Here is a 26,164-nt window from a genome sequence, read left to right on the forward strand (position 1 = left end):
TTCCGTGCGTGGATGTGGTGACGAGCTGAGGGTGCAGGGAGTTGAGCAGTGGAGCTGCGTGCGTTCAGGGTTGTCCTAACGGAGTTTGGCGGAGACGAAGAACACCCATTACATCGCCGTGATCAAGACCAACCAGCCCACCGCCCACCGGCAGCTCGCCACTCTGCCCCGGCAGGACATCGCCGTCCAGCACACCCGCCTCGCCCGGGACTACGAGACCATTCCGGCCCGGTCCGAGACCGTGATCCGCTTGGCGATGATCGGCATCATGGTCCGTGCCGACGCCGATCATCTACGGCGGAAGGTGTGCGATGAAGCCCGCAGCGGAGAAGAGCAGACCCGGATACTGCGTCCTCCTTGTACTTCATTTTCGCGCATGGCGCGGTATCTAGGGGCGCGACGCGGTGTCCCTCCGTGCGCGTGCGGCCAATGGCAATCCGGGTAAGCTGGATGCAAGACACGTCGATGTCTCAGCGAGAAGGAGCCCGCAAGAACGGCGGCCGTGTATACCGGAGACCACATATACCGGCGACCGTGTTCATAGGTGACCAGGCCGAGTCCCGGCCCGGAGAATTCTCCCTTGTCAGCCCGATCTCACGGGCTTCTCCGCTTCCCGGTGCCAGTCGCCCAGCTCGGCCCGCCCGACAAGTAGCCCTCCCCGGAGGTTAGTTGGGATGAACGTGCGACTGCGAAGCCAGGCTGCGATGGCTGCTGTCAGCACATGCATCGTCGTATTGACAGCGTTCTACTACATATTCCCGGAACAGCGGATGATCTTCGTCGCCATTGGGGCGACCGGCGTTGTCGGTATTGTCCTCGGCGTCTTTCTCAACCGCCCAGCGCACCGACTTCCCTGGCTGTTGCTCGCCGCGGGAAACCTCGCTTTCGTCGCGGGTCAGACCACGCAGATCATCCTCATCGAGTTGCTCCAGGAGGAGATCCCGTTTCCGTCGATCGCCGACGGTTTCTATCTCGCGGCATATCCGCTCTATGCGGCCGGGCTGCTGAGCTTTGTCCACTGGCGCACGAGTTGGCGCGACCGGGCGAGCCTCGTCGACGCGCTGACGCTGACTGCCGGCCTGGCGCTGCTGTCGTGGCTCTTCCTCATCGATCCGTATGCCCGCGTCGAGGGCCTCACCTGGGTGCAGAAGGCGTTCTCCATCGCCTATCCGCTCGGCGACATCCTCGTACTGGCGATGCTGCTGCGCCTGCTCGCCGGCCGTGGCGGCAAGAGCCGCTCGCTCATGCTGCTCGCCGCGGGCACTGTCGGCCTGCTCACCGCCGACGTGGCGTACGGCCTGATTCAACTGAACGGGACCTGGCGCACTGGCACCGCGGTCGATCTCGGCTGGGCCGTTCTGTACGGCGCCTGGGCGGCCGCCGCTCTCGATCCGACCATGCGGTCGCTGACCCATCCGGTTGCGTGGCGCGCCGAGACCGGCATGGGGCGGGTGAGCCTGCTCGCCCTGGCGTCGTTGATCGCGCCGGTCATCCTCCTGACGGAGGGGGTGCGCGGTGTGAGGTCCGACGTCGGTGTCATCGGGGTGTTCTCCGCGGTGCTCTTCCTCCTCGTGCTCTACCGCCTGGCGGGCGTGGTGGCGACCCACCGGCGGGCAGTCGGCCGGGAGAAGGTGCTGCGCAACGCGGTGTCGTCGCTGGGCGGAGCGGGCGATCTGCGAGATCTGGCCGCAGCCGTCCACTCCGCGGTGACGGAGCTGATGCCTAACAGTCCACAGCGTTCCGCGCTGCTCACTGTGCCGGACAACATGCTCTGGATGAGCAGGGCGCACGGCGGCGCACGCGGGCCCCTGTCCGCGCGGGCGACCGCCGCCGTACGGGAACTGATCGCGTCCGGCGAGAGCCGCCTGGTGCCCCTCGGTGCTGCGGGGCCCGATCTTGCCGCCCACATCACGGGCTCGGACGAGGTGCCCACCCGCACCGGCCACGCGCTGGTCTGCCCGCTCACCTCGCAGGACCACCCCTCGGACGACCCGCTGGTCGGGGCGCTGATCGTGGCCGGGAACGAGCATGACCTGCTCGTGCTCCGAGACACGCTGGAGACTCTCGCCGCGCAGACGGCACTTGCCGCGGCGCGGGTCACCCTCGCCCAGGAGGTCAACCGGCGCAACAGCGAGATGTACTTCCGCACGCTGGTGCAGAACGCCTCCGACGTCATCCTGATCCTCGACGACGACCGGGTCCGCTATGCCAGTCCCTCCGCCGACCAGATGCTGGGCGTTCCGGACCTGGAGGGCACCCAGCTGATCGATCTGGTGCCGCCGCAGGACAGCCGCGCGGTGGCCGAGACGCTCGACCGGATACGGAGCCGCGAATACCAGACCAGGCGCGAGCACTGGCGCATGGTCCGCACCGACCGGGCGACCATCGAGGTCGAGGTGAGGTGGAGCGACCTGCGCGAGGAAGCCACCGTCGGTGGGGTGGTGCTCACCCTGCGGGACGTGACCGAACAGCGCAAGCTCGAACGCGAACTCACCCACCAGGCGTTCCATGACTCGCTCACCGGCCTGGCCAACCGCGTGCTCTTCCAGGAGCGGATCAACCACGCCCTGGTGCAGGCCCAGCGCGAGGGCACGGTGGTCGGCGTGCTCTTCGTCGACGTGGACGAGTTCAAGGTCGTCAACGACATACACGGCCACGGCGTGGGCGACGAACTCCTGGTCGCGCTGTCACTCCGGCTGCAGACCACCGTCCGTGCCTCCGACACCGCCGCGCGCATCGGCGGCGACGAGTTCGCCCTCCTGGTGGAGGGTTCCGTTACGCCGGCGGGCGTGGAACGGTTCACCGAACACGTGATGTCCGTGTTCGCCGAGCCGTTCCGGCTCAGTGTGGGGCCGGTGAGCATGTACGCCAGCGTCGGCGTCGCGACGACGGAGGACAGCATCGACTCGGTCGAACTGCTGACGCACGCCGATCTCGCCCTGTACGCGGCGAAGACGGCGGGCAAGCGCCAGTGGCGCAGCTACCACCCGGAGCTGCAGAGCGGCATGGCCGAGCGTGCCAAGTTGCAGGAGGGTCTGGACAGTTCGTCGATCGAGACGTCGTTCATGGTGCTCTACCAGCCCATCGTGGAGCTGGCCAGCGGGCAGATCGCCGGCTTTGAGGCGCTGGTTCGCTGGCCCCACTCCACGCGCGGCATGGTGTTGCCGGAGCAGTTCATCACGCTGGCCGAGGAGAGCGGGCAGATCGTCCCGCTCGGCGCCTGGGTGCTCGACCAGGCCGCGGCCGAGGCGGTCCGGTGGGAGGACACTGTGCTGCGCGCCGGGACGGCCGACCGCAACGCACCTTACGTCAGCGTGAATGTGTCGCCGCGTCAGTTCCGGGACGACGAGTTCCACAACGTGGTGCGGCGTGCCCTGCAACTCTCCGGCATCGAACCGTCGTCTCTCGTACTGGAACTGACCGAGAGTGTGCTGATGTACAACGACGAGCGCATCCTGGCTGAGATGAGTTCGCTCACCGACCTTGGGATCCGCTTCGCGATTGACGATTTCGGAACGGGCTACTCGTCGCTGAGCTATCTGCGTGAGTTCCCGATCTCGATACTCAAGATCGACAAGTCGTTCGTCGACCAACTCGGGCGCTCGTCCGAGCAGTACGCCCTGGTCGAGGGCATCACGCATCTCGCCGACACCCTCGGCCTCACGGTGATCGCCGAAGGAGTGGAGGACGTGAGGCAGCAGGAGTCGCTGATCTCCATGGGCTGCCGACTCGGCCAGGGGTATCTTTTCGCCGAGCCGGTCAGCGCCGAGGAGGCGGAGCACCTCGTCCTTGCGCCGCCGCTCGGCCGCCTGGCTGGATCGCCCGGGGCGCCCGCGGAAAGGAAGCGGTGAGGGCGGCGGCCCTCTCCCGCGCGGGAGAGGCAGGTCGTACTCCGCGGAACGCCGCGCGAGGCAGGAGGTCCGAGGTGACGGAACGTGATCACCTGTCGGCAGAGTCGGCTGCACCGTGCGTCGTGCTGCGCAACGACGAGGAGCAGTACGCCATCTGGCCTGCCGACCGTCGGATTCCGGCAGGGTGGCGTCGGATCGGCGGACCGGAGTCCGCCGGGTGGTGCGGAAGCCTGGTGGACCGTCTGTGGACCGACATGCGGCCTGCGAGCGCCCGCACCGAGGGGCGACCCCCGGGACCCGGGCGGGGCACCGTGCCCGAGCTGGTCCGGGAGCGGGCCCGGCGTGAGCCGTCCGCTATCGCGGTGCTCTCGGACGAGGGCCGGCTCAGCTACGCGGAGCTGACCGGCCGCGCGGACCGGCTTGCCCACCGGCTGCGGGAGTCGGGTGTCGACACGGAGCCCGTCGTCACCGTGTGTTTCGACCGCGGGCCCGAGCTGGTCGTCGCGCTGCTGGCGGTGCTGAGCTCCGGCGGCGCGTTCCTGCCCCTCGACCCGGCAACTCCGCGGCAACGGGTGGCCGGACTGGTCCGGGAGAGCGGTTCACGCCTCGTCGTCTCGAGCCGTGAGCACGCCCCGATGTTCGCCGAGTGCGAGGCGCGGATCATCCACACCGGGGAACCGGCCGCGCAGGCGCCTCGGGAGGGACCGCGACCGGGCCCCTGCCCACGGCTGGACGACCTCGCCTACGTGATCTACACCTCCGGCTCCACCGGACCTCCCAAGGGAGTGATGATCACGCACCGGTCGCTGGCCCACTCCCTCACCGCGGTGGCCCGGGCATACGAACTCAGGCCCGGTGACCGGGTGCTGCACGCCGCGGCGCTCGGCTTCGACACCTCACTGGAGCAGATCTTTGCCACGCTGATCAGCGGCGCGACACTCGTCCCCGCGGGAACGCATACGTGGGCGCCCACCGACCTGCTGCACCGCCTCCCGGAGTACGGGATCACCGTCGCCGACCTGACCCCCGCCTACTGGCATCGGATCGTCTCCGTCCCGGACCGCGACGAGAGCCTCGCGTCGCTGCGGCTCGTCATCGTCGGCGGCGAGATCGTCACCACGAAGGACTGCCGCGCCATTCTGCACCGGATCCCCGGCGCGCGACTCGTCAACGCCTACGGACTCACCGAGACCACCATCACCTCCACGCTCTGCGACCTGAACGAGGAAGTGCTCGCCGCGCCGGACACCGCAGTCGCCCCGATCGGCAGGCCCCTGGAGGGGAATCACGTCCACGTGCTCGACGCCGAACTGCGCCCGGTGCCGCCGGGCGAGCGCGGCGAGATCTACCTCGGCGGCCCGGTGCTGGCACGTGGTATCTGGCGGCAACCCGCCCTGACCGCGCAGCAGTTCCTGCCCGACCCGCACGGCTCGGCGCCCGGGGGCCGGATGTATCGCACCGGGGATCTGGGCCGCCGACGCCCGGACGGCAACCTGGAAGTCCTGGGCCGGGTCGACGACCAGATGAAGATCCGCGGGTTCCGGGTCGACCCGGCCGAGGTCGAGGCCGCGCTCGCCTCCCACCCGGAGATCGGGCAGGCGATGGTGGTGGCCCGGACACGCGCAGGCGGCGACCGGGACCTCATCGCGTACTTCACGCCGACCTCGCCGCCGGCCGGCGGCGAAACAGAGGTGCTGCGCGCACGGCTGCGCTCGGCGCTCGCCGAGGTCCTGCCGGGCCACATGATCCCGGCGGCCTTCCACGCGGTGGAGCGGCTGCCCGTCACACCCGGCGGAAAACTCGACCGCAGGGCCGTGCCGGAACCCGTGACCGCGGCACGGACTATTGGCGCCGACGACCGTCTGGTGCCGCAGGGGATGGCCCAGTTGTGGGGCCAGATCCTGGATGTGGACTATGTCCGTCCGCACGACGACTTCTTCGAGCTGGGCGGCAACTCGCTGCTGGCCATGGAGATGCTCGCCCGGACCCGCGTCGTGTTCGGCATCGGCGTCACACAGATCCGCGACCTGACCCGTTCGCTGCTGCGGTATCCGACGCTCGCCGCGTTCGCGGAGTCCGTACGCCAGGCACGTGCCGGCACACTGGCCCACCCGGACGGCGGGAGCGTCGACTTCGCCGCCGAGACCGATCGGCACATGCCGGCAGTGGGCCGTGACGCGTCGGCTCCGGACCCCCGGTGCCCCGGCGACGTCCTCCTCACCGGGGCGACGGGGTTCTGCGGCGCCTACATGATCGACGAGCTGTTGCGCAGGACGACGGGGCGGGTCCTGTGCCTGGTCAGGGCCTCCGACGACCAGCGCGGCATGGAGCGGATCCGCGCGAGCCACCAGCGGTACGTTCTCACCGATCTGTCCAGCGAGCGCGTCCAGCCGGTCGTCGGCGACCTGGGCAAGCCCGGACTGGGGCTGTCCCCAAGCCGGTTCGAGGAGCTGGGATCGACCATCGACGCCGTCTACCACTTCGGTGGCCAGGTCAACTTCATCTACCCGTACCACGAGTTGCGCGCGGTCAACGTCGACGGAACGTACGAGATCATCCGCCTCGCCGCCGGCCGGGCCGTCCCGGTCCACTTCGCCTCCAGCATGGCGGTGCTCGCCGGATTCGGGCCTGCCGGGGTGCGCGAGGTGACGGAGAGCACGCCGCTGCGTTTCCCCGAGTATCTGTCGGTGGGATACGTGGAGACCAAATGGGTCGGCGAAGCGCTGCTGAAGAAGGCCTCCGACGCGGGCCTGCCGGTCGCCGTCTACCGCCTGATGGACATCACGGGCCGCGACGGAACCGGCGTGATGAACACCAGCAGCGAGCTGGCCGCCCTCTTCGACTTCATCGCGCGGACCGGGCTGTGCCCGGACGTCCGACTGGCGCTGGACTTCCTGCCGGCCGACCACCTAGCCCGCGCCGTCGGACACATCTCCACCCGCCATCCCGCCCGCGGCGAGGTCTACCACCTGACCAACCCCCGTCCCACGCTGCTGAACTCTCTCGCCGAGCGCCTGCGCCGGCGGGGTCACCCGGTCCAGCAGATCCCGTACGCCGAGTGGGTCGCCGCTCTGGTGAAGTACGCGGCCGGGCACCCCACCGACCCGATCACCCCGTTCGTCCCGCTCTTCGTCGACCGGTGTGCGCGCGCCGACATCACCGTGAGCGAGATGTACTTCCAGGGCGTTTTCACGGAGTTCACCCGCGGCAACGCGGAACGTGCCCTGGTGGACGCCGGGATCGACATTCCGCCGGTGGACGCGGAGATGATGGACCGCTACATCGACTTCCTCCAGCAGGCCGACGGCTTCCGGTCGGTGAAGAGCCAAGGGCAGGAAGCGACACAGTGGTGAGCCGATGCCCTCGCTGGGAGGAGCTGGACGTACGGGAAGCGGCGCCCGACGGACCGGTGGCCTTCGGCGCCGACCTCAGCCCCGCGGGCCTCCTGGCGGCGTACCGGGCCGGGGTCTATCCGTTCCCGGCATCCGACGAGTACACCCGCGCCCTGAACGAGGTGGTCTTCGCCGATCAGGTCCGGGAAGGCCGCATCCGGCTCGTGGGCGAGGAATCGGCCGATCCCTACGCCGTCTCCTGGTGGTCGCCCGACCCCAGGCCGGTGCTGCCTGTCTCGGCCACGCACCTCAGTCGGAGCCTCGCCCGGCGGCTGCGCAACCGGCTGCCGTGGTCGACCAGCCTGGACCGGCGGTTCGAGGCGGTCGTCCGCGAATGCCGCGCCGGCCGCGTCCCCCTGTGGCTCACCGACGAGCTGATCGCAAGCCTGGTCCGCCTGCACGATCTGGGTCATGCTCACAGCGTCGAGGTGTGGGAGGACGGCGATCTGATCGGCGGCGTCTTCGGCCTGCAGGTCGGATCGGTCTTCAGCATGGACTCGATGTTCTTCCACCGTCCCGGTGCCTCGAAGGTCGCGGTGACCGACCTCGCGGCGCGCTTCGCACAGGCCGGCGGCGAGCTGCTCGACGCGCAGCGGGAAAGTCCGCACGTCCGCGACCTCGGCGGCATTCTCGTACCGCGAGAGCAGTACGTACGACACCTCCGCCGCACCACGCGCGACAGCCTCCCGTGGCCCACCGCCACCCTGCCCGCCCGCCGCCTCGCCCAGCCGACGGGATCGCGCTGATCGCGTTCGTCGCCCCTCCTGCCGTGCGAGGTGCGTGACCGTCCGCCCAAGGTTCCGCACGGGTGAGGCACGGCAGTTGCAGGGTCAGCCAACACCCGGTGCTGGAGGCCCGATTCAAGGCGACGGCCGTCACCGGCAATCAGGGCGGCCGCTGTCCGCTGCTCCGCTGACGCCGGCCCGCGGTCCTTGACCGTTCAGCTGTGCAGGTCTTCGCATCGCCCCCTACCTGCGCAGTGAGATGTCCGCGTGGCCGCTCGCGGTGTCCATCGCCTATCCCGTGTGCATCGGATGGCTTCTGATCCTGCTCGCTGCCGACGGCCTCCACTACGGAACGCTGGCCACCGGGACCGTGATCCCGGAGGACGTGGCCGAAGCGGGCTGGATGGTCTCCTCTCTCCTGCTGGGGGCGGCGGCGCTGCACTCGTCCGCCGGCCGGCACAGCTGGCGGAAGACCAGGAGAGGATGCCCCGGCAGCGACTGTCGATCCTGATCGCGCTCATCCTGATGTGGCCGTTGACCGTGCTGGCCAATGTCGGCGGCAGCTCCAGAAGTAGCTGAGCCATCAGGCGACCCACGACCCATTGGCGGGTCTCGCCAATCGAGCGCTGCTGAACGAGCGCATGGAGTCCACTCTCGGCCGGTCCACGTGACATCAAGCATCGGAGCGCGGAGCATCACCGGGCCGACCACGTCGGCAGAAGCGCTGCGGGACGCTGACACCGCCCTGTACCGAGCCAAGACCGAAGGCAAGAACCGGGCCGCGTTATCTGCCGGACAGCAGCCGGAAGTGGTTCGGGGCCAGAGCGCCGGAAAGCCTGGCCGCTCATGGATCACCGACGCCTTCGTCAGGACATCGGCCCGCAGCATCGGGTCCCCAGAAGGAGGCGCCATGCGGTGCTTTCGAGCAGAAAAGATCAGCCTGTGGATTCGAGCTGAGAGATAAACCGCGTATTTACGGCGTCTGTAACATCAGCACCTCGCGGGCGTCCCAGGTCAACTGTCATTCGGCTTCCCCGGTCTCGACCGCACGCCACTCGGCCCGCAGCTTCTCCCGGTCCAGGACCAGGGCGGACTGCCCGCTGACCGTCTCCGACCGGAGGACCGGCGCGGTGGCGAACCGGGCGTCCGACGCGTCCAGGTGCCGCAGGCCGAACACCAGGCCGCGCAGGTCGCCGTTGGACATCCGGTCGTCCACGCTCACCGTGCCCGTGATCGCGTCGAGCATCCTGGCGGCGCCGAGCGGGTCAGTGAGGCCGACCCGGCCCCGTATCTCACCGACCAGGCCGCGCAGGAACTGCTGCTGACGCTTGATCCGGTCCAGGTCGCCGCCGGGCAGACCATGCCGCTGCCCGACGTACGCGAGCGCCTCGTCGCCGTGCATGACATGGGTGCCGGCCGTCCAGTGCCGCTGTCGCGCCGAGTCGTACGAGTCCTCGTGGACCGTGACGGGTACGCCGCCGACGGAGTCGGTGAGGCGTTTGAACCCGTTCCAGTCGATCACGCAGAAGTGGTCGACGCGGCTCTCGGTGAGCTGCTCCACCGTCTGGATCATGAGGGGCGGGCCGCCCCAGGAGAACGCGGCGTTGATCTTTGCCGAGCCATGGCCGGGGACGGGCACCCAGCTGTCCCTCGGGAGGGACATCACATGGACGGTTCCCTTGTCGCCGCTCAGGTGCACCAGCATCAGCGTGTCGCTGCGCTGCGCGCCGTACGTCCACAGGCGCGCCGTCGCGTCACTGCCGGTGGTCGGCCGCCCCGAGCGGCTGTCGACCCCTGCCAGCAGGAAGGTCGTACCGCCGTCGTGGGCCGGAGGTCTGGGCGGGCGGGGGCCTGCCGGGAAGGCGTCGGGAATGCGGGTGACCTGGTCGCCGTAGTGGTTGGTGCCCCACCACACCGCGCCGGCGCCGAGGCCGAGCAGGGCGAGCACGGCGGCGAGGCCGAGCACCAGCGCGGCGCGCAGGAGGTGATGCGGCCGGCCGGTGCTGCGCCTCGGTTCCCATCGCGGCCACTGGACTGTCATGTGCCTCACGCCCGAAATAGCATAGATGCGTGCGTAAATTTACGATGTATACGTACACCTTGCGCCCAGGAATGCGGGGAGTCAACTCCACACGTACGTTGGATCAGGTGGCGATGAACCACCTCGGACGCCGTCGTTCGGTCACCTGGCTCGCGCTGATCGTGCTGGTGGCCGGGGCCCTCCTGGCCACGAGCTGTGCGTCGCACGACTCCACGTCCACGACCCCGTCCCTGCGGCTCGGCATCGCGTACGGCGACCGCCTCGTCTGGATGTCCGACGAGGATCTGGCCGCCGCGCTCGACGACGCCGTCACGGTGGGCGCGCGCTGGGTCCGGGCCGACCTGTCCTGGCAGGACATCCAGCCCGACGGGCCGGACGGCTACCGATGGCATCTGTTCGATCGCGTCGTCACCGCGGCCACCTCACGCGGCCTCACCGTGCTGCCCGTGCTCGCCTACACGCCGCCGTGGGCGCGCTCGGCGGGCTGTACCGCCGACAAGTGCGCGCCTGCCGACCCCGAGGCGTTCGCCACCTTCGCCGGGGCTGCCGCGGCACGGTACGCGCCGCGGGGCATCCGCACGTGGGAAGTCTGGAACGAGCCGAACATCCCCGGCTTCTGGCAGCCAGCCCCCGACGCGGCCGCCTACACGACGCTCCTGCGGACGACGAGCCGGGCTCTGCGGCATACGGATCCGTCGGCCTACGTCATCCTCGGCGGGCTCGCCGCGGCGAGCACCGAGAACGCGGCCATCTCGGCGACGGACTTCCTCACGGCCGTGCTGACACAGGGCGGCGACCGGCTCGTCGACGCCGTCGGCTACCACCCGTACACCTATCCGTACCTCGCGAGCTCCAGAGCCCCGCAGGGCACAGCCTGGGACAGGATCGGCCGTACGCAGGACAGCCTGCGAGGCGTACTGTCCGCGCACGGCACGCCCGACACGCCTGTGTGGATCACCGAGTACGGCGCGCCCACGAACGGACCGGCCCACGTGACCGAGGAGCGGCAGGCCGCGATCGCCGCGGACGCGGTGCCCACGGCGGCCCGGACCCCGCGGGTGAGTGCGCTGATCTGGTACACCGACCGCGATCTCGGGACCGACACCGCGTCGAACCAGAACTTCTTCGGCCTGCGCCGCGGCGACGGAAGCGCCAAGCCCGCCTTCGGCGCCCTGCGTCGCGCCGTCGAAGCGCTCGGCGAACGGGGTCCTCCGCTGGCAGGGGCGGGGCGTATGGGCAAGCATTGATTGATCGTGTACGCACTCGGGAGACCAGGGTCAAGGTGGTCGATGGTGAACCATCCCCGTTTGAGCTGCTGTCCCCCTGCCGCCGTGCAGCGGGGATGGGCTCTGAGCGAGGAGCCCGCCGACCCGCACCCCGACGACATCCGGGCCACCACCGGACGCAGGCGCGCCGGCCCCGCCGGCCGCAGACCCGTCCAGGACCGGCCGGTGCACACCGCCCGCACCGCGCTGACTCTCGGCGCCGCCGAGATCGTCGGCAAGCTGTCCATGCTGGTCCTCACCGTGGGCGCCGCCCGGATGCTCGGCGTGGCCGACTTCGGCGCCTTCTCCTATGCGCTGGCGGTCGGCATGCTCGCCGCCGTGCTGCCGATGTGGGGGTACGACGCGGTGGTGATCCAGCGGGCCAGCGCCGAATCGACGCGCCTGCGGGCCCTGCTGGCCGAGCTGCTGGCCATGCGCACCCTCCTTGTCGTCCTGGCCTTCGCGGTCGTCGGCGCGCTGACGGGGCTCACGTCACTGTCCGGCCGGCAGGGTGCCGCGGCCGGACTGCTCATCGTCGCCGCCGTACTGATGGACACCTATACGGAGGCGTACCGGTCCGCCGCCGCCGTGCTGGAGCGGCAGGGCATGATGGCGATCGTCCACCTGATGCAGCGGCTGCTGACCGCGGGCGCGGCTCTTGCGGCGCTGTTCGGCGACACCGGGCTCACCGGACTGGCCGTGGCGTTTCTGGCGGGGACCCTGGTCGGGCCGTTGACCGCCGCCGTGCTGACGCGGCGCACGGGCGTCGCGCCCGACTGGCATGCCGTGTCCCGGGCGAGTCTGGTGCGGCTGAACCGCGGCACCTGGATCATCGGCGTGGCCTCGCTGGTGCTGATGGTGCTCTTCCGGATCGACACGGTGATGATCGCCTGGTTCGTCGACGACCGGGCGGTCGGTATCTATGCCGCCGCCTACCGCCTGCTCGAGACCACGCTGTTCGTCGGTTTCGTGGCCGCCCGGGTCCTCTTCCCCCTGATGGCGAGCACCCCCGAGCCCAAGCGGGTCCAGCACTACACCGAGCTGGGCATCAGCATGATGGCGGCGGTGTATGTCCCGTACGCGACGCTCCTGTGGTGCCGGGGACACGGCGTGCTGCGCATTCTGTTCGGCACGCAGTTCGCCGACGAGGGGACCGGCATGCTCGCCTGGCTCGCCCCGGCACCTCTTTTTTTCGGCATGTCCTACCTTGCTTCCTTCTCCGTCGTCGCGGCCGGTCCGACCCTGCGCGCGCTCTACAGCTCGTTGGTCGCGCTGGTGGTGAACCTGGGCCTGAACCTCGCCCTCATCCCCCGCTACGGCGGGCTCGCGGCCGCGTTCACCACCACTCTCTCGTACGCGGTCTACGCGGCCGCCCTGATTCTGCTGGGCCGGACCAGGATGGGAACGCCCAGGCTGCCCCGGGTTCTGCTGCCCGCCGTGGCGGCGTCGGCTCTCGCCTGCGCACCGCTGCTGGCGCCCCTGCCTCTCGCACCGGCCCTGCTCGGCGCGGCAGCGCTGTACGTGGCGTGCTGGCTGCTGGTCACCCAGCGCACCGACCCTCACCAGGTGCAGGTCCTACGCAGAATGCTCCGGCGGAGGAGGCTCACATGAACGGTCCGCTGCGGGTCACCATCGTGGCGCCCTACGGGGTCGTCGGAGGCGCCGAACTCTGGCTGCTCTCCCTGCTCGACACCACCGACCGGCTCGATGTGAACGCCGTGCTGCTGGCCGACGGGCCGCTGCGGGACGAGTTCGCCCGGCGGAACATCCCGTGCGCCCTGCGTCCCACCGGCCGCTCCGCCGCCGCCATCGCCGCCACCGACGCGTGGCTGCTGCGCCGGCTGCGCGCCACAAGACCCGATGTGATCCTCGCCAACGGCATCAAGGCCGGGGTGGCGGCCGCCCCCGCCGCCCGGCTCTGCGGGGTGCCCTGTGTCTGGGCCAAACACGACCACTCCTACGACGGACCCCTGACCCGGGCGCTGGCGGCCGTCACCGACGTCTGCATCGGCACCGAACCCGGGCTGATCGCCGCCTCGCACCACCCGCGAGCCGTGCTCGTACCGGTTCCCGCGCCGGAGGGAACCGCTCTGCCCCGCACAGCCGCCCGCGAGGAACTGGCCCGGCGCGGGGCGCGACTCGACGGCAACGAACGGCTGCTGCTCACGATCAGCCGGCTGGTCTCGTACAAGGGCGTGGACGACGCGGTCACGGCCCTCGCGCGGCCCGGCGGTGAGCGCTGGCGCCTGGCCGTGGTCGGCCCCGCCGACCCGAGCGATCCGGGCGAGCAGCAACGGCTCACCACGCTGGCTGAGGAGCTCGGAGTGGCGGACCGCGTCGATTTCGCCGGCTGGATCCAGGACGCCTGGCGGATCATCCCGGCAGCCGACTCCGTCGCCTTGCTCACCAAGCCCGACGGCACCGGGCCCGGGCAGGAGGCGTTCGGCGGGACCGCCATCGAGGCCATGCTCAACGGCGTACCGGTGATCACCACCGGGCCCGGTTCGGTCGCCGACCGGGTGGCCGGTCCGGCGGCGGCACCCCCCGGCGGGATCGCCGTGCCACCGGCCGCCCCAGACAGGGTGGCGGACGCTCTGGGCCGGCTCGCCGACCCGGACACCCGGACGGCCATGGGCCGGGCCGGACTCCGCAGGACCGCCGCGAATCCCGGTCCGGCCGAGTGTGCCCGGCTGCTCGCGCAGACGCTGTCCGGGGCCGCCCGGCTGCCCGGCGCCGGCCTGCGCGGAGTGGCACCGGTGTCGGTGGTGGTCACGGTGCTGGACCAGGGCGAGGCGATCGACGGACTCCTCGCGCTGCTACTGCGTCAGCTCACCGTCGACGGTGACGAGATCGTGGCGGTGGACCGCGGCTCGGCCGACGACACGGCCCGGCGTGTGGCTGCCTGGACGTCCCGCGACGCCCGGGTCCGGCTGCTGGCCCGGCCCGGCGCGACGCCTGGGGCGGGGCGCAACGCCGGTGTCCGGGAAGCGGCCAACGCGCTGATCGCCTGTACCGAGGCGGACTGCGTACCCGCGCCGGACTGGCTGGCCCGGATGCGGGCGGCGGCTGCCGAGCCGGAGCCGGCCGGCCTGCTGACCGGGGTCTGCCGGGTGGCAGGTCACGGAGTGTTCTCCGAAGCCGTGGCCCTGGCGTATCCGCTCCCGGAGGAGGCCCGACGCGGTCCGGGACCGTGGACTCGGATGCACCGGCTGCTCTTCGGCCGGGGCCTTTGCACCACCGGACCGTCCGGGCGTTCGCTCGCCTTCACCCGCCAGGCCTGGCAGGACGCCGGCGGCTTCCCCGAACGGCCCACGCCGGGCGCAGACGCGCTCTTCGGGCGGGCGGTGACGGAGACAGGGCACCGGGCCGCCGTGGTGGGCTCCGCCGTGGTGGACTGCGCCGAGGCCGGCTGGGAGCAGGCCTTCCGTCAGGGTGAGGAGCTGGGGCGTCTGGCGGACCGCGGGCAGCTGGCCGGGGCAGCGGTCCGGGCAGCCGTGTACGCGGGCATCCTGGCCGCGGCGGTGACGCGCCGACGTATGCGGCCGGTGACAGCCGCCGTGGTCTGCGCCTATCTCTCGCCGCCGGTCGTCAGGGCCGTCCGCCGTGGCAGCTGGGCCGCTCTGCCCGCCGTTCCACCGGCCGTCGGTACTCTCGCGGCGGCCCGGGCCGCGGGTGCCCTGCGCGGGCTGGCCGACCGCGTGCGGACCGCCGCACCGTCGGACACCACGGATACGGGCGGGGCCCCGTGATCCGGGCGATGGGACTCGACGGACGCACCGCCCTCGGCGTCGGCTGCGCGGCCGCGCTGACCGCCGCGGCCCTGTGGGTTGGCGGGCGGAGTGTCCCCCTCGGCCTCGGACTCCTCCTCGGCGTACCGGTGCTGGTCCTGCTGGTGGCTGCCGCCATCCGTCGACCGGTGCTGGCCGTGGCCGGCTTCGCGTTGCTCCTTCCGGCAGGGGGCATCCAACTGCCCCTGGCCATGAACCTCGTGCAGATCACCGCCGCCTTCGCTGCCATGATCGTGCTGGCGGCGCGGATCAACGGCCGGGGACGGCGCGTCGGCTGGTCTCCGGTGATCGCGGCCTCGGCGCTCCTGGTGGTGTCCGCGCTCCTGTCCACCCTCACGACCTTCAACCCGAGCCACTCACTGACGCAGTGCGTGAACTATCTGGTCGGGCTGGCCCTGGCGGCGGCTGCCGTCGCGGCGCCGGAGCGGCGTACCGACCTCCTGGTGCTGGCGATGGCCGTCGTCGTCGGGGGGGCAGTGCTGTGCGGCAGCGTCCTCACCTCGATTCCGAACCTTCAGGCCCAGTACAACGCGACAGTGGTCGACAACCGGCCGACAGGAACGTTCGCGCAGCCCAACGAACTCGGCCTCTGCGCGGCGATGATGCTCTGTTTCAGCCTGGCCATGGCCATCGTCACCCTGCGCCGACGGCGCACGACGCTGAGCGCGCTGTGCGCAGTCGCCTCGGTACTGGCTCTGACGGCACTCGTACTCAGCCTCTCCCGCGGCTCCTGGATCGGTGCCGTCGCGGGCCTGGCCGTCCTGATGGTGCTGCTCCGCGGGGCTCGCCGGCCACTGCTGATCTGTCTGACGGGTGTGGGCGCGGTGGTCATGGGACTGCTGGTGGCCGTGCCCGCGACATCGGGGTCACCGGTCTTCGCCGAACGTCTCTCCTCGATCTTCACCGGCGAACGCAGTCCCTACGACGAACGGCCCGCCGCCTGGGCCGGGGCCGTCCAGCAGATGACTCAGCGGCCGTTGCTGGGCAGCGGCCCCGCCGCCTATCAGGCAGCGGCGGCACAGGGGTTGGCGCAGTCCACCGATGTACGGCAGGTCGAGCACGCCCACGTCCTGTACCTCACCGTGGGCGCGGAGCAGGGGGTTCTGGGGGTGGCGGCGCTCGTCACCGCGATCGGTGTGGGCTCGCGGGAAGCACTGCGCAATCGCGGTGTGGCCGCCGGCCTCACGAGCGGCGGCCACGGGCTCACGCCCTCCTCGGCGGTCTCAGTGGAAAGCGGTGTCTCGGCCGCGGCGGCCGCGGCGCTCGCCGCCGTCATCGCCCAGGGAACCGTCGACTACTCCCTGCGCAACCCCGTGTTGGGGACGGTGACATGGCTGCTCATCGGCCTGCTCGCGGCATGTGCCCGTACCCGGTCGGCGATGCCCGGCAATGACGATCCCAAAGGTGGCCGAAATGAAGAATCCGACAGCCTCGACGTCGGCCGGGTACCCCCGGGCACAGTCGGAAAAGCAGCCGGAAGAGAGGAATGACCAGGACAAGGTCCCCCGTCGCGTCCGTCGCAATCGGCCTGCGATCCTCGCGGGGCTGCTCGCGGGGCTGGTCGTGCTCGGCGTCGGCCTGGCCGCGATCGCGCAGCAGCCCACTCGCTACGCGGTCACCAGTACCGTTTCCTTCGCGCCACGCGCGCCCGGCGTCCAGGCGGACATCGTCCAACTGGCTGCCACCAAGTACGCGGTGGTGGCGGGTGCGAGTACGACACTGGACTCCGCGGCCCGGCGCAGCTCCATGACGACCGCACGGCTGCGCGACGCTGTGTCGGTGTCGGTGCAGCAGACGACGGCCAACGTCGACATCAAGGTGACGGTCGTGGACTCCGCTCAGGCCGCCGAAGCCGCCAACGCGATCGCTTCCGTGGTCGCCGGGGCCACCGACAGCGACAAGCTGATCTCCGGGGAGGTGACCGCTCCCGCCGATCCGGCCGCCGCGCAGCGCAAGCCCTCCCGCACGCTGCTTCGCGCTGTCGCCATCGTCGCGGCCCTGCTGGTCGCGGGATGGGTGACCTTCGGCGTCCGGCACGTCAGTCGTCGAGCCGCCAAGGAGATCTGATGAGCGACGCTTTGGTGTTGATGTATCACGGGATCGGCACGCGCAGTACATCGCGCGATCCCCACAATCTGTTCGTCTCGCCGGAGAGCCTGCGCAGACAGCTCGGCACCCTGCTCGACCGCGGCTGGACACCCTTGACGCTCGACAGATACCTACGCGGCGATGTCCCCAGGCGAAGCGTGCTGCTGACCTTCGATGACGGTTACCGGGCGTTCCTCGACGAGGGGCTGCCCGTGCTGCGGGAGCTCGACGTGCCCGCCACGGTCTTCGTGCTCAGCGGTCTGCTCGGCGGCAGGTCCGTCTGGATGGCAGACATGCCCGACGAGCCACTGGTGGACGCCGACGGCGTGCGGGAGCTGGTCAGGGCGGGCCTTGATGTCGAATGCCACGGATGGGACCACAGTCATCTGGCGGGCACGGATCCCCGGACGCTGGCCCGCAATGTCACCCACGCCCTGCGGGCGTTGGCCGATCTCACCGGCCGCCGGCCTCGCGCGTTCGCCTACCCCTACGGAGACCATGATGCCGCGGCCCGCAGAGCCGTGGCCGATGCGGGCTTCGAGATCGGGTTCAGCGTGCACGAAAGGGCAGGCCGCTTTGCCGTCCCCCGTGTCGATGTCACCTCCGTCGACACGGACACGACCTTCCTGATGAAGACACGGCCGGGCTACACGGCGCTGCGGCAGATGACCGGGCGCGTCCCCGGGCTGCGTCCGGCCCTGCACTCCCTGGTGGGCCGAACGAAGAGGAGTTCCACATGACCGATCGGCTGCGCGTGACCGTGGTGGCACCCACCGGTGCCCTCGATGCAGCCGGGACCTGGCTGCTCTCTCTCCTGGATGCCACCGATCGGCTGGCGGTCGAGGCTGTCCTGCTGGTGGACGGGCCGCTGCGCGACGAGTTCACGCGTCGAGGGGTGCCGTGCGTCGTGCGTCCCGCCGGCAACTCCGTCGCCGCACTCGGTGGAGCAACGGCATGGCTGACGCAGCAGTTGCGCGCCGACCGCCCTGACGTGCTCCTCGCCAACGGGGTCAAGGCGGCGTTGGCAGCCGCTCCGGCCGCGTGGCTCGCCGGGGTCCGGTGTGTGTGGGCCAAACACGACCATTCGTTCGACGGGCCCTTGATGGCGGTGTTGGCCACCATGACCGATGGCTGTGTGGCGACGGAGGCTGCTCTGCTTGACGCATCGAGGCACCCCAAGGCCACGCTGGTGCCCTTCCCCGCGTCAGGCCGCACCGCGCTGTCTCCCGAGACGGCGCGTGCGGAACTGATCCGGCGAGGGGTAAGACTCGGCCAGGACGAACTGTTGCTGCTCACCGCCGCGCGGCCGGCCGGAGACAATGGCCTGGACGACGCCCTCACGGCGCTCGCCCAGCCCGGACTGTCGCGATGGAGACTCGCCGTGGTCGATGCCCAGGGTCCGGCCGAGCCGGCCGAGCCGGCCGAGCCGGCCGAGCCGGCCGAGCCGGCCGAGCCGGCCGAGCCGGCCGAGCCGGCCGAGCCGGCCGAGCCGGCCGAGCCGGCCGAGCCGGCCGAGCGGAAGCGGCTTGCGGCGCTGGCGATCGACCTGGGCATAGCCGATCGGGTCGACTTCACCGGTCGGGTGCCTGACATATCGCGGCTCGTCCCCGCCGCCGATGCGGTGACACAGGGGTCGACAGGATGGCCAGGAGAACCGGGCGTCGTTGCGGTGCCGCCCGCGGAACCCGCCGAAATCGCCGCGGCGTTGCGCCGGCTCTCGGATCCGGGCACCCGCGCGGAGCCGGCCAGGGCCGGGAAGACCCAGGCCGTCTCCCCGCCCGGTCCGGGGCCGTGCGCTGATCTGCTGGCGGAGGCTCTGGCCCAAGCCGCTCGCCTGACGGGCGCGGGGCTGACCGGTACGGCACCGATATCGGTCATGACCTGTTTCTGGAACGAGGGAGAGGGTGTCGACCGACTCCTCGAACTGTTGCTGCCGCAACTCACCGTGGACGGCGACGAGATCGTCGTAGTGGACGACGGCTCCACCGACGACACGGCCGATCGAGCCGCCACCTGGGCGTCCAGGGACTCCAGAGTGCGTGTTCTCCGGATCCCCCACCGAGGCCTCCCCACGGCTCGCAATGCCGGCGTCCGCGCGGTTCGCAACTCCCTCGTCGCCTGCACCGACGCGGGCTGCGTCCCCGCTCCGGACTGGCTGGCCCGGTTGCGTGCGGCGTGGGCCGAACCACACCCGGCCGACCTGCTGACGGGCGGGTACCGAGTGAGCGGCCACGGGGTGGCCGCCGAAGCCATGGCGCTGGTGGGATACCCGGTTCCCGAGGAGGCCCGCCATCCGGGGCCCTGGACGCGTGTGTACTGCCGCTGCTTCGGCCGGGCATTCGAGGCGTCCACGCCCAGCGGTCGTTCCATGGCTTTCAGCCACGAGGCGTGGCAGGACGCCCACGGGTTCGCCGAACATCTCAAGACAGCCGAGGACTTGGCCTTCGCCCGCAGTGTCATAGCGGCAGGCCGCCGTGCCGCCCTGGTCCTCTCCGCCGAAGTGGACTGGGAGCAGCGGCCGACACTCCGCAGTACCACGGTGATGTACTTCCGTTACGGCCAGGGCAACGGGCAGTTGGGCGATGTGCGCTTGCTGGGCCGCGATGTCCTGAGAGGAGTCGCCTACCTCGCCGCCCCCGCCGCGGTGCTGCGAGGCCCCCGTGCCCGAGGCGTCGCAGCCGTTGCGGCCGCCGTCTACCTGTCGCTGCCGGTGGCACGGGCCGTCCACGGGCGGCACTGGGCCGCCTTGCCCGTCATCCCCCTGGTCACGGCCGTACGCGATCTTGCCAAGACGGTGGGTGCCGTACGTGGATGGGCCACCCGGTAGTCGCCCCGTCAGCCGGTGAGCGGCCGGTGCTCGCACCCCAGGCGCTGCGGGCATCTTCGTACACCGTGTACATGCGCTCGACGACTTGGCCCACGCTGTGGTTCCGGCGGATGTGCAGACGCGCCTGCCGGCCCAGGATGTCGCAGGTCGCGCGGTCCGACAGCAGGGATGCCACCGCGCCGGAGAGCGCCTCGGCGTCGTCGGGCGGCACCACGACGCGCGATGCGTGGCCCCAGGGAAGCGATTCGCGTGCTCCCGTCACGTCCGTCACCACAACGGGACGGCTCGATGCCATGGCCTCCAGCGGTGCGAGCGCCATCCCCTCCCAGCGCGAAGGCAAGACGACGAGATCCGCCGCGCGATACCAGTCCCGAGGGTCCTCGACCGCTCCGGCGAAAACCACGCCGGAGGACGCCCGGTTCTCCAGCATCTCCCGGTCCGGCCCATCCCCGACCAGAACGAGCTGCGCGCCTGGTACTCGGTCGACGATCCCTCCCCAGCTCCTGAGCAGGACGTCCTGACCCTTCTGCCTGCACAGCCGCCCGACGCACACCGCGAGCGGTACGGAGGGAGCCACGCCGAGTCGGCGCCTTGCCGCCTCACGTGTCAGGCCTTCGAGACCATCGAAGTGACCAAGGTCCACCCCGTTGGGGATCACGACGTACGGAGCCGGTATTCCGGCGGCCTCGCCCTGCACACGCTCTCCCTCACTGACGCACACCAGCCGGTGTGTCCACCGGGCCCCGGCCCTTTCCCATCGAACGGTGGCCACGCGCAACAGCCCCGTGACGGCATCGAAGGCCCATGCGTGAGGCTGGAACACGGTGGGCAGCCGCCCGCGAAGGGCGATCCGGCCGGCGAGTCCCGCCTTGGAGCTGTGCAGGTGCACCACATCCGGGCGGGCGTAATCCACGATGCGCCGAAGCGCCTCCACTTCACGCAGGAGCTGGGGTCCAGGAGCGCGCCGGGCGGTCCACGCCAGGACCTCGGCACCGCTCTTCCCGGCCGCCATGGCCAGCCGGCTGCCCGGCGGACAGGCGACGACCACCCGGTCCCCTCGGGCGCACTGCCCACCGGCCAGATCGGCGACCACGGTCGCGACGCCGCCCTCGCTCGACTGCGCGACGTGCAGGATGTTCATCGCAACGACCTTTCTTAGGGTGACTACGTACGTTTACGATGTATACGTACACCTTGCCCCCCTCGACCCTTGAGGTCAAGACCCCTCTCTTGACCTGACTCCTCTCAGGGTGCAAAATGTAAATTTACAACGTAAACGTACGCATAACAGCTCTCCGAGAGGTGCTATCCGATGACGACGGTGAGGACAGCCCGAGGGGACACGTCACCGCTACCGCAGCGAGGCATCCCCGACACTCCGCACCGGACCGGCGAATGCCATGTGCCGGTGATCCCGTTCCTGGCGATGGACGTACTCGCAGCGCTCGCGGCATCCGTCACGGTCCTGCTGCTCTTCGGCCAATGGTTCGTCCCTGCCGTGTTGCCCATCGCGTGGGTCCTCTGCCTCGCGGTGCAACGGGCATACGACCAGCACTGCCTGCGCGCCGGGACGGACGAATTCCGCCGGGTGCTGCGTGCTGCGGGACTGGTCGTCGTCGGGGCGAGCGTGGCCTGGTGGTTCGTACCGGGGGCCGGCCTGCTGCACGACACACTCTTCGCACTGCCCATCACCACGACGGCGACGCTCCTGCTGCGCCAGATCCGGCAACTGCGGATACGCGCGGGATGGCAACGCGGGCAGAACCTCGAACGGGCGGTGGTGGTCGGACCGACCCATTCCGCCTCGCTGCTGATCTCCATTCTGGAGCGGAACAGCGCCCGCGAACTCGAGATCGTCGGCGTGTGCCTCACCGACCCCGCCCGCGCCGACGGCGTCGTCCCCGACTGGGTGCCCGTGTTCGGCGGCGTGGACGACACGGTCCAAGCAGTGCGGCGCACCGGCAGCGACGCGGTCATCGCCCTGCCGGGTCCTGGTCTGGAGGCCGCCGAACTACGGAAGCTGTCCTGGGAACTCCAGGAGGAGGGCGTCGAGTTCATGCTGGCACCGGTGCTGGCGGACGTGGCGGCCGGCCGCCTGGCCGTGACACCGGTCGCCGGGCTCCCGCTGATGGAGCTGCGCGGGCCCACGCTCTCCCGACTCCCGCGCATCCCCAAAGAACTCACCGACCGGCTGCTCGCCGCAGCCGGTCTCATCCTCCTTCTCCCGCTCATGCTGGCCATCGCAGTGCTCGTACGGCTCGACAGTGCGGGCCCGGCGCTGTTCAGACACCACCGGGTCGGGCTTCGCGGCCATGAGTTCACCCTCCTGAAATTCCGCACGATGCACCAGGGCGCCGAGCAGCGCAAGGCCGAACTCGCCGCTCTCAACCAGTACGGCGACGGCGCACTCTTCAAGATCGTCGATGATCCCCGGGTCACCCGAGTGGGAGCGTTTCTGCGTCACTGGTCGCTGGACGAACTCCCCCAGCTGCTGAACGTGGCGGCAGGCCAGATGTCGCTCGTCGGCCCGCGCCCGCTGCCGCGGGACGAGGTCTGCGCCCTGCCCGAGGACATCAGACAACGCCGGTTGCTGGTGAAGCCCGGGCTGAGCGGCCTGTGGCAGGTGAGCGGACGCTCCGAGCTTCCGATGGAGGAGCGGGTGCGCCTCGACATAAGCTATGTGGAGAACTGGTCGACCGCCCTGGACCTGCACATTCTGGCGCGCACCCCGGGTGCGGTCGCCCGCGGGACCGGCGCGTACTGACTGACGGACCGAGGCCACCATGAACCATGATGTGCCCGCCCTGCTCGTCAAAGTGGGCCCCTCCCCGCAGAATCACGGCTGCCTCGGTGCGCTGCGGAGCCTGGGCAGGTTCGGGGTACCCGTGTACGCCATGGTCGAGGACCGCTTCACACCCTGCGCCGTGTCCCGCCACCTCACAGGCCGCTTCGTCGTACCGACGACGGGACTGGAGGATCCCCGGGACCTGACCTCGACACTGCTGCGGCTCGGCCGCGCGATCGGCCGCAGGACGGTCGCCGTACCCACGGACGACGAGTCCGCCGTACTGCTGGCCGAGCACGCCGAACGCCTCGCGGAGTGGTTCCTGCTGCCCCCGGTGCCGGCCGCTCTGCCACGCGTGCTGACAAGCAAGGACGGCCTGCGCCGCATCTGCACCGAACATCGCGTGCCCACGCCCCGCGCCCACGCGCCCGCCGACCGGAGGGAACTCGTCGCGCTCGGCCGTGATTTGGGCTACCCGCTGGTGCTGAAGAACCTGGAGGCGTACACCAGGGTGCGTGCGCCCGTCGTAACGCACACCACCGTGGTGTCCGACGAGGACGAACTGCTTGCCGTCATCGGGCCGAGCGAAGCCCCCTCGGTGCTGATGCAGGAGTACATCCCGGCCCCCGACGCCGAGGACTGGATCACCCACCACTACTGCGCAGAGCGAGGCACCTCAAGGGTCGTTTTCACGGGGTACAAGGTCCGGTCCTGGCCCGTGCGCAGCGGAGCGACCACCAGAGCCTGGTCCTGGCCCAATCCCCGACTCGCCGGGCTGGCCACGGACTTGTGCCTACGGATCGGGTACAGCGGTCTGGCCGATCTCGACTGGCGTTTCGACCGGCGGGACGGCCTCTACAAGCTGGTCGACTTCAACCCCCGTCTGGGGGCGCAGTCCCGGCTCTTCGAGTCCGAGGAGGGCATCGACGCGGTCCGGGCGATGTACCTGGATCTGACGGGGCAGCGGATCCCCGGCGGGCCGCAGACCCACGGCCGGATGTTCGTCGTGGGCCAGCTGGACATGCTGTCGGCCACCATCGGCGCCTGGCAGGAGCGCCGCTTCCCGTCCGCGGTGCTGCCCCGTCGTGGAACCGAACGCGCCTGGCTGAGCTGGGACGATCCCTTGCCCGCCGTCGTCGAGTCAGTCCTCTTCGGCGGCGCGGTCGCACGGCGTCTCACCAAGCCGCTGCGCGAACAGAAGACCCCTGCGTGACACCTGCTCATCCGTGCGCCACACCGCGGTTCCCCAGTGCGGTGCTGATCCGTCCGGCCGCGAACCCGGCCCCGGAGACGAACCGCAGCAGCGGCCCGAACGTGGGAGCCGCGGCCAGCCCGGTGAAGAACAGGCCGGGGACGGAGGACTCGAAGTCGGCCGAGAGCCGAGGGGCACCGTCGATCCTGACCACCTCGCGGCGCAGTTCGGGGCTCAGCAGCTCCAGTCTGTCGAGGTCCACTCGGTAGCCGGTCCCGGCGATGACATGGTCGGCCTCCAAGGCCTGCGAGCCCCCGTCCGGTCGCCGCAACTGAAGCCGTACACCGCCGCTGCCGGGTGTCGCCGAGCCGATGCTGAAGCCGCACCGCACCGGGAAGTGTCCGTCGACGCGGTCCCGAAGCCACCACGCGCCGTACGGTCCGAGAACGGTCCGCAGGAAATGGGCGCGGACCCGGTCGGGAAGGCGCCGGTAGACGGCGGGCCCTTTGCTGCAAGCCACGAGAGGCCAGCCGTCGCCCAGCAGGGAGTTCGGGTACATCAGCCGCACCCGAAGCGAACGTTGCGCCGGCTGGTCGTCCGGCGGAGGAGGACCGAAGACCACCGAGGTTGCCCGCGCGACGACGGTGGGCTGCGCGCCCGCCTCGTGCAGCAGCGCGGCACTCTCCAGCGCCGACTGCCCTGCTCCCACCACGGCCACGCGCTGTCCCGCGAACGGCGAGAGGTCCACGTGGTCCGCCGTGTGGGAGACCAGTCCGTCGTCGGCCAGATGGGCCAGCACGGACGGCACATTGGCGAATCGGACGATTCCCACGGCGAGTACCACGGCGCGGCTGACGAACTCCTCGCCGGAATCCAGGGCGATCCTAAATCCCGCGCTGGGCACCTTTTCCATGTGGCGCACCGTCACCCGTTCCAGCTCGGGTACGGCATGCTGCTGGAACCAGAGTCCGTACCGTACGAACTCGGAGATGGGCACCGGGTCCCGCTCGCCTCCGAACTCCCTGCCTTCGGAGGCACGGAAATCCGCGAGCCCCCGTCCCGGACCGGGTGCGGAAATGGACGAGGAGAACGGGGAGGATTTGAGGTACATACCCCTCGGCATATGGGAGCGCCAGCCGTCCATCGGCTCGCCGAAAATCCGAAACGGAATCTTCCGGGCCTTCAGGTGGGCGGCCGTGGCCAGGCCGTACGGCCCGGCACCGACGACCGTAACGGGCCCTTCTGATCCACTATGCACCATATAGCCAAATTATAAGGGCATATGGAGGTCTGCAACCGTGCGCCCGATCGCACGCTCCGCTACGCTTACTCCGTACATTTTCTCCGTACACGCCCCGAAAGGCATGGCATGGCGAAGGACAGGAAGCCTGCGCCCGGCAGACGTGCCGGGGACCACGGGCGTTACGGCCGGCTGAGCCGGGAACGCGTACTGGCCACCGCTCTGGAACTCGTCGACCGCGAGGGCCTCTCGGCGCTGAGCATGCGTCGGCTGGGAGCCGAGCTCGACGTGGAGGCCATGGCCCTGTACCGGTACGCGTCCAGCAAGGACGCACTCCTGGACGGCCTGGTCGAGGCCCTGTACATCGAGCTGGAGGAGTACCTGACCGCCGGCCCCGGCGCAGCGACGGCCGGAGCGGCGGACCACCGGGCCGAAGAGCCCGGATGGCGCACCGAACTGCACCGGATCGCGCAGGCGACCTACCAGGTCTCCCTGGCCCACCCCCAGGCGGTACCGCTGCTGGCCACCCGCATGCTGGCGGTCCCGCTGGCCCGGCGCCCGCTGGCGGTGCTCAAGGACCATGAACGCGTCCTGGCCCTGCTCGAAGATGCCGGGCTGGACGAGGAGCAGGCCACCGCAGCCTTCCGGGCCTTCACCAGCTGGGTTCTCGGTTACATCTTCGTGGAGCTGCGGGCCATGGTGGACAACCCCGAGGAGACCGACCCCGCGTTCCGGCTCGGTCTGCACCGCATGCCGGTCCAGGAACTTCCCAGGCTCCGCAAGGCCGCCCCGGCCCTCGCCGAGCACGGCGGACCCGCGGGGCTGACCGCCGGACTCGACGCGCTGCTCGACCGTTTCACCCAGGCGCCGTGAACAGCCGGGCCGCCGGCACGCGCGCGTGGGGAATCAGTGGGCCGCGTCCAGCCGGGCCCGCTGCTCCGCTGTCAGGTCCAGGTCCAGGTCCAGGTCC

At 70.5% G+C, this 26,164-nt stretch carries 19 protein-coding genes; 16 read left to right on the top strand and 3 right to left on the bottom strand.

Annotated elements, in window-relative coordinates; all coding sequences use genetic code 11:
- Positions 1-85 precede the first annotated feature (85 nt).
- From OHU89_RS47385 to OHU89_RS47410, 6 genes are all read left to right on the top strand, one after another.
- Positions 86-445: a hypothetical protein gene (locus OHU89_RS47385; protein ID WP_405652411.1), complete on the top strand. Its 360-nt coding sequence runs from the start codon at positions 86-88 to the stop codon at positions 443-445.
- A 289-nt stretch (positions 446-734) separates the two neighbouring features.
- Positions 735-3,851 carry an EAL domain-containing protein gene (locus OHU89_RS47390; protein ID WP_405652413.1) on the top strand — a complete coding sequence of 1,039 codons (3,117 nt, stop codon included), beginning with the start codon at positions 735-737 and terminating at the stop codon, positions 3,849-3,851.
- Between the two features lie 74 nt (positions 3,852-3,925).
- Complete coding sequence (locus tag OHU89_RS47395; RefSeq protein ID WP_405652415.1) at positions 3,926-7,204, top strand: amino acid adenylation domain-containing protein; 3,279 nt, start codon at positions 3,926-3,928, stop codon at positions 7,202-7,204.
- Positions 7,201-7,989 carry a leucyl/phenylalanyl-tRNA--protein transferase gene (locus tag OHU89_RS47400; RefSeq protein WP_405652417.1) on the top strand — a complete coding sequence of 263 codons (789 nt, stop codon included), beginning with the start codon at positions 7,201-7,203 and terminating at the stop codon, positions 7,987-7,989. The genes OHU89_RS47395 and OHU89_RS47400 overlap by 4 nt, the downstream gene beginning before the upstream one ends.
- Positions 7,990-8,227: 238 nt before the next feature.
- Positions 8,228-8,479 carry a hypothetical protein gene (locus tag OHU89_RS47405; RefSeq protein WP_405652419.1) on the top strand — a complete coding sequence of 84 codons (252 nt, stop codon included), beginning with the start codon at positions 8,228-8,230 and terminating at the stop codon, positions 8,477-8,479.
- 39 nt (positions 8,480-8,518) lie between these two features.
- Positions 8,519-8,932 carry a diguanylate cyclase domain-containing protein gene (locus OHU89_RS47410; protein WP_405652421.1) on the top strand — a complete coding sequence of 138 codons (414 nt, stop codon included), beginning with the start codon at positions 8,519-8,521 and terminating at the stop codon, positions 8,930-8,932.
- A gap of 57 nt (positions 8,933-8,989) precedes the next feature.
- Here OHU89_RS47410 and OHU89_RS47415 read toward each other — a convergent pair whose 3' ends face one another.
- Positions 8,990-10,009, bottom strand: a complete 1,020-nt coding sequence (locus OHU89_RS47415; protein ID WP_405654970.1) for an LCP family protein — start codon at positions 10,007-10,009, stop codon at positions 8,990-8,992.
- Positions 10,010-10,122: 113 nt separating this feature from the next.
- Here OHU89_RS47415 and OHU89_RS47420 point away from each other — a divergent pair, with 113 nt between their 5' ends.
- The 7 genes from OHU89_RS47420 (at position 10,123) to OHU89_RS47450 (ending at position 19,977) form a co-directional block, all read left to right on the top strand.
- Positions 10,123-11,256, top strand: a complete 1,134-nt coding sequence (locus tag OHU89_RS47420) for a cellulase family glycosylhydrolase (protein WP_405654972.1) — start codon at positions 10,123-10,125, stop codon at positions 11,254-11,256.
- Between the two features lie 84 nt (positions 11,257-11,340).
- The gene (locus OHU89_RS47425; protein WP_405652423.1) at positions 11,341-12,885 is read left to right on the top strand and encodes an oligosaccharide flippase family protein; all 1,545 of its coding nucleotides are present in this window, start codon (positions 11,341-11,343) and stop codon (positions 12,883-12,885) included.
- Positions 12,882-15,023: a glycosyltransferase gene (locus OHU89_RS47430; RefSeq protein WP_405652425.1), complete on the top strand. Its 2,142-nt coding sequence runs from the start codon at positions 12,882-12,884 to the stop codon at positions 15,021-15,023. The genes OHU89_RS47425 and OHU89_RS47430 overlap by 4 nt, the downstream gene beginning before the upstream one ends.
- 8 nt (positions 15,024-15,031) lie before the next feature.
- Positions 15,032-16,552 carry an O-antigen ligase family protein gene (locus OHU89_RS47435; protein ID WP_405652427.1) on the top strand — a complete coding sequence of 507 codons (1,521 nt, stop codon included), beginning with the start codon at positions 15,032-15,034 and terminating at the stop codon, positions 16,550-16,552.
- Entirely contained in the window at positions 16,476-17,129 is a 654-nt protein-coding gene (locus OHU89_RS47440; protein ID WP_405652429.1) for a hypothetical protein, read from the top strand. Before OHU89_RS47435 ends, OHU89_RS47440 begins: the two co-directional genes overlap by 77 nt.
- Entirely contained in the window at positions 17,129-17,890 is a 762-nt protein-coding gene (locus tag OHU89_RS47445; RefSeq protein WP_405652431.1) for a polysaccharide deacetylase family protein, read from the top strand. Before OHU89_RS47440 ends, OHU89_RS47445 begins: the two co-directional genes overlap by 1 nt.
- Positions 17,887-19,977 (top strand): glycosyltransferase, encoded by a 2,091-nt coding sequence (locus tag OHU89_RS47450; RefSeq protein WP_405652433.1) that lies wholly within the window; start codon positions 17,887-17,889, stop codon positions 19,975-19,977. The genes OHU89_RS47445 and OHU89_RS47450 overlap by 4 nt, the downstream gene beginning before the upstream one ends.
- Here OHU89_RS47450 and OHU89_RS47455 read toward each other — a convergent pair.
- On the bottom strand, positions 19,916-21,118 hold the full coding sequence (locus OHU89_RS47455) for a glycosyltransferase family 4 protein (protein ID WP_405652435.1): 1,203 nt from the start codon (positions 21,116-21,118) through the stop codon (positions 19,916-19,918). The genes OHU89_RS47450 and OHU89_RS47455 overlap by 62 nt on opposite strands.
- Before the next feature lie 267 nt (positions 21,119-21,385).
- Here OHU89_RS47455 and OHU89_RS47460 point away from each other — a divergent pair, with 267 nt between their 5' ends.
- Together OHU89_RS47460 and OHU89_RS47465 are read left to right on the top strand one after the other, a co-directional pair.
- Positions 21,386-22,741, top strand: a complete 1,356-nt coding sequence (locus OHU89_RS47460; protein WP_405652437.1) for a sugar transferase — start codon at positions 21,386-21,388, stop codon at positions 22,739-22,741.
- 19 nt (positions 22,742-22,760) lie between these two features.
- Entirely contained in the window at positions 22,761-23,975 is a 1,215-nt protein-coding gene (locus tag OHU89_RS47465; protein WP_405652439.1) for an ATP-grasp domain-containing protein, read from the top strand.
- Between the two features lie 7 nt (positions 23,976-23,982).
- Here OHU89_RS47465 and OHU89_RS47470 read toward each other — a convergent pair whose 3' ends face one another.
- A complete protein-coding gene (locus OHU89_RS47470; protein ID WP_405652441.1) occupies positions 23,983-25,215 on the bottom strand; it encodes an NAD(P)-binding domain-containing protein in 1,233 nt (410 codons plus the stop codon).
- A gap of 108 nt (positions 25,216-25,323) precedes the next feature.
- On the opposite strand from OHU89_RS47470, the gene OHU89_RS47475 reads away from it, so the two are divergent.
- The gene (locus tag OHU89_RS47475) at positions 25,324-26,067 is read left to right on the top strand and encodes a TetR/AcrR family transcriptional regulator (RefSeq protein WP_405652443.1); all 744 of its coding nucleotides are present in this window, start codon (positions 25,324-25,326) and stop codon (positions 26,065-26,067) included.
- The last annotated feature ends 97 nt before the right edge of the window (positions 26,068-26,164 follow it).

It is taken from the genome of Streptomyces sp. NBC_00019, from assembly GCF_045041015.1.
GTDB lineage: Bacteria > Actinomycetota > Actinomycetes > Streptomycetales > Streptomycetaceae > Streptomyces.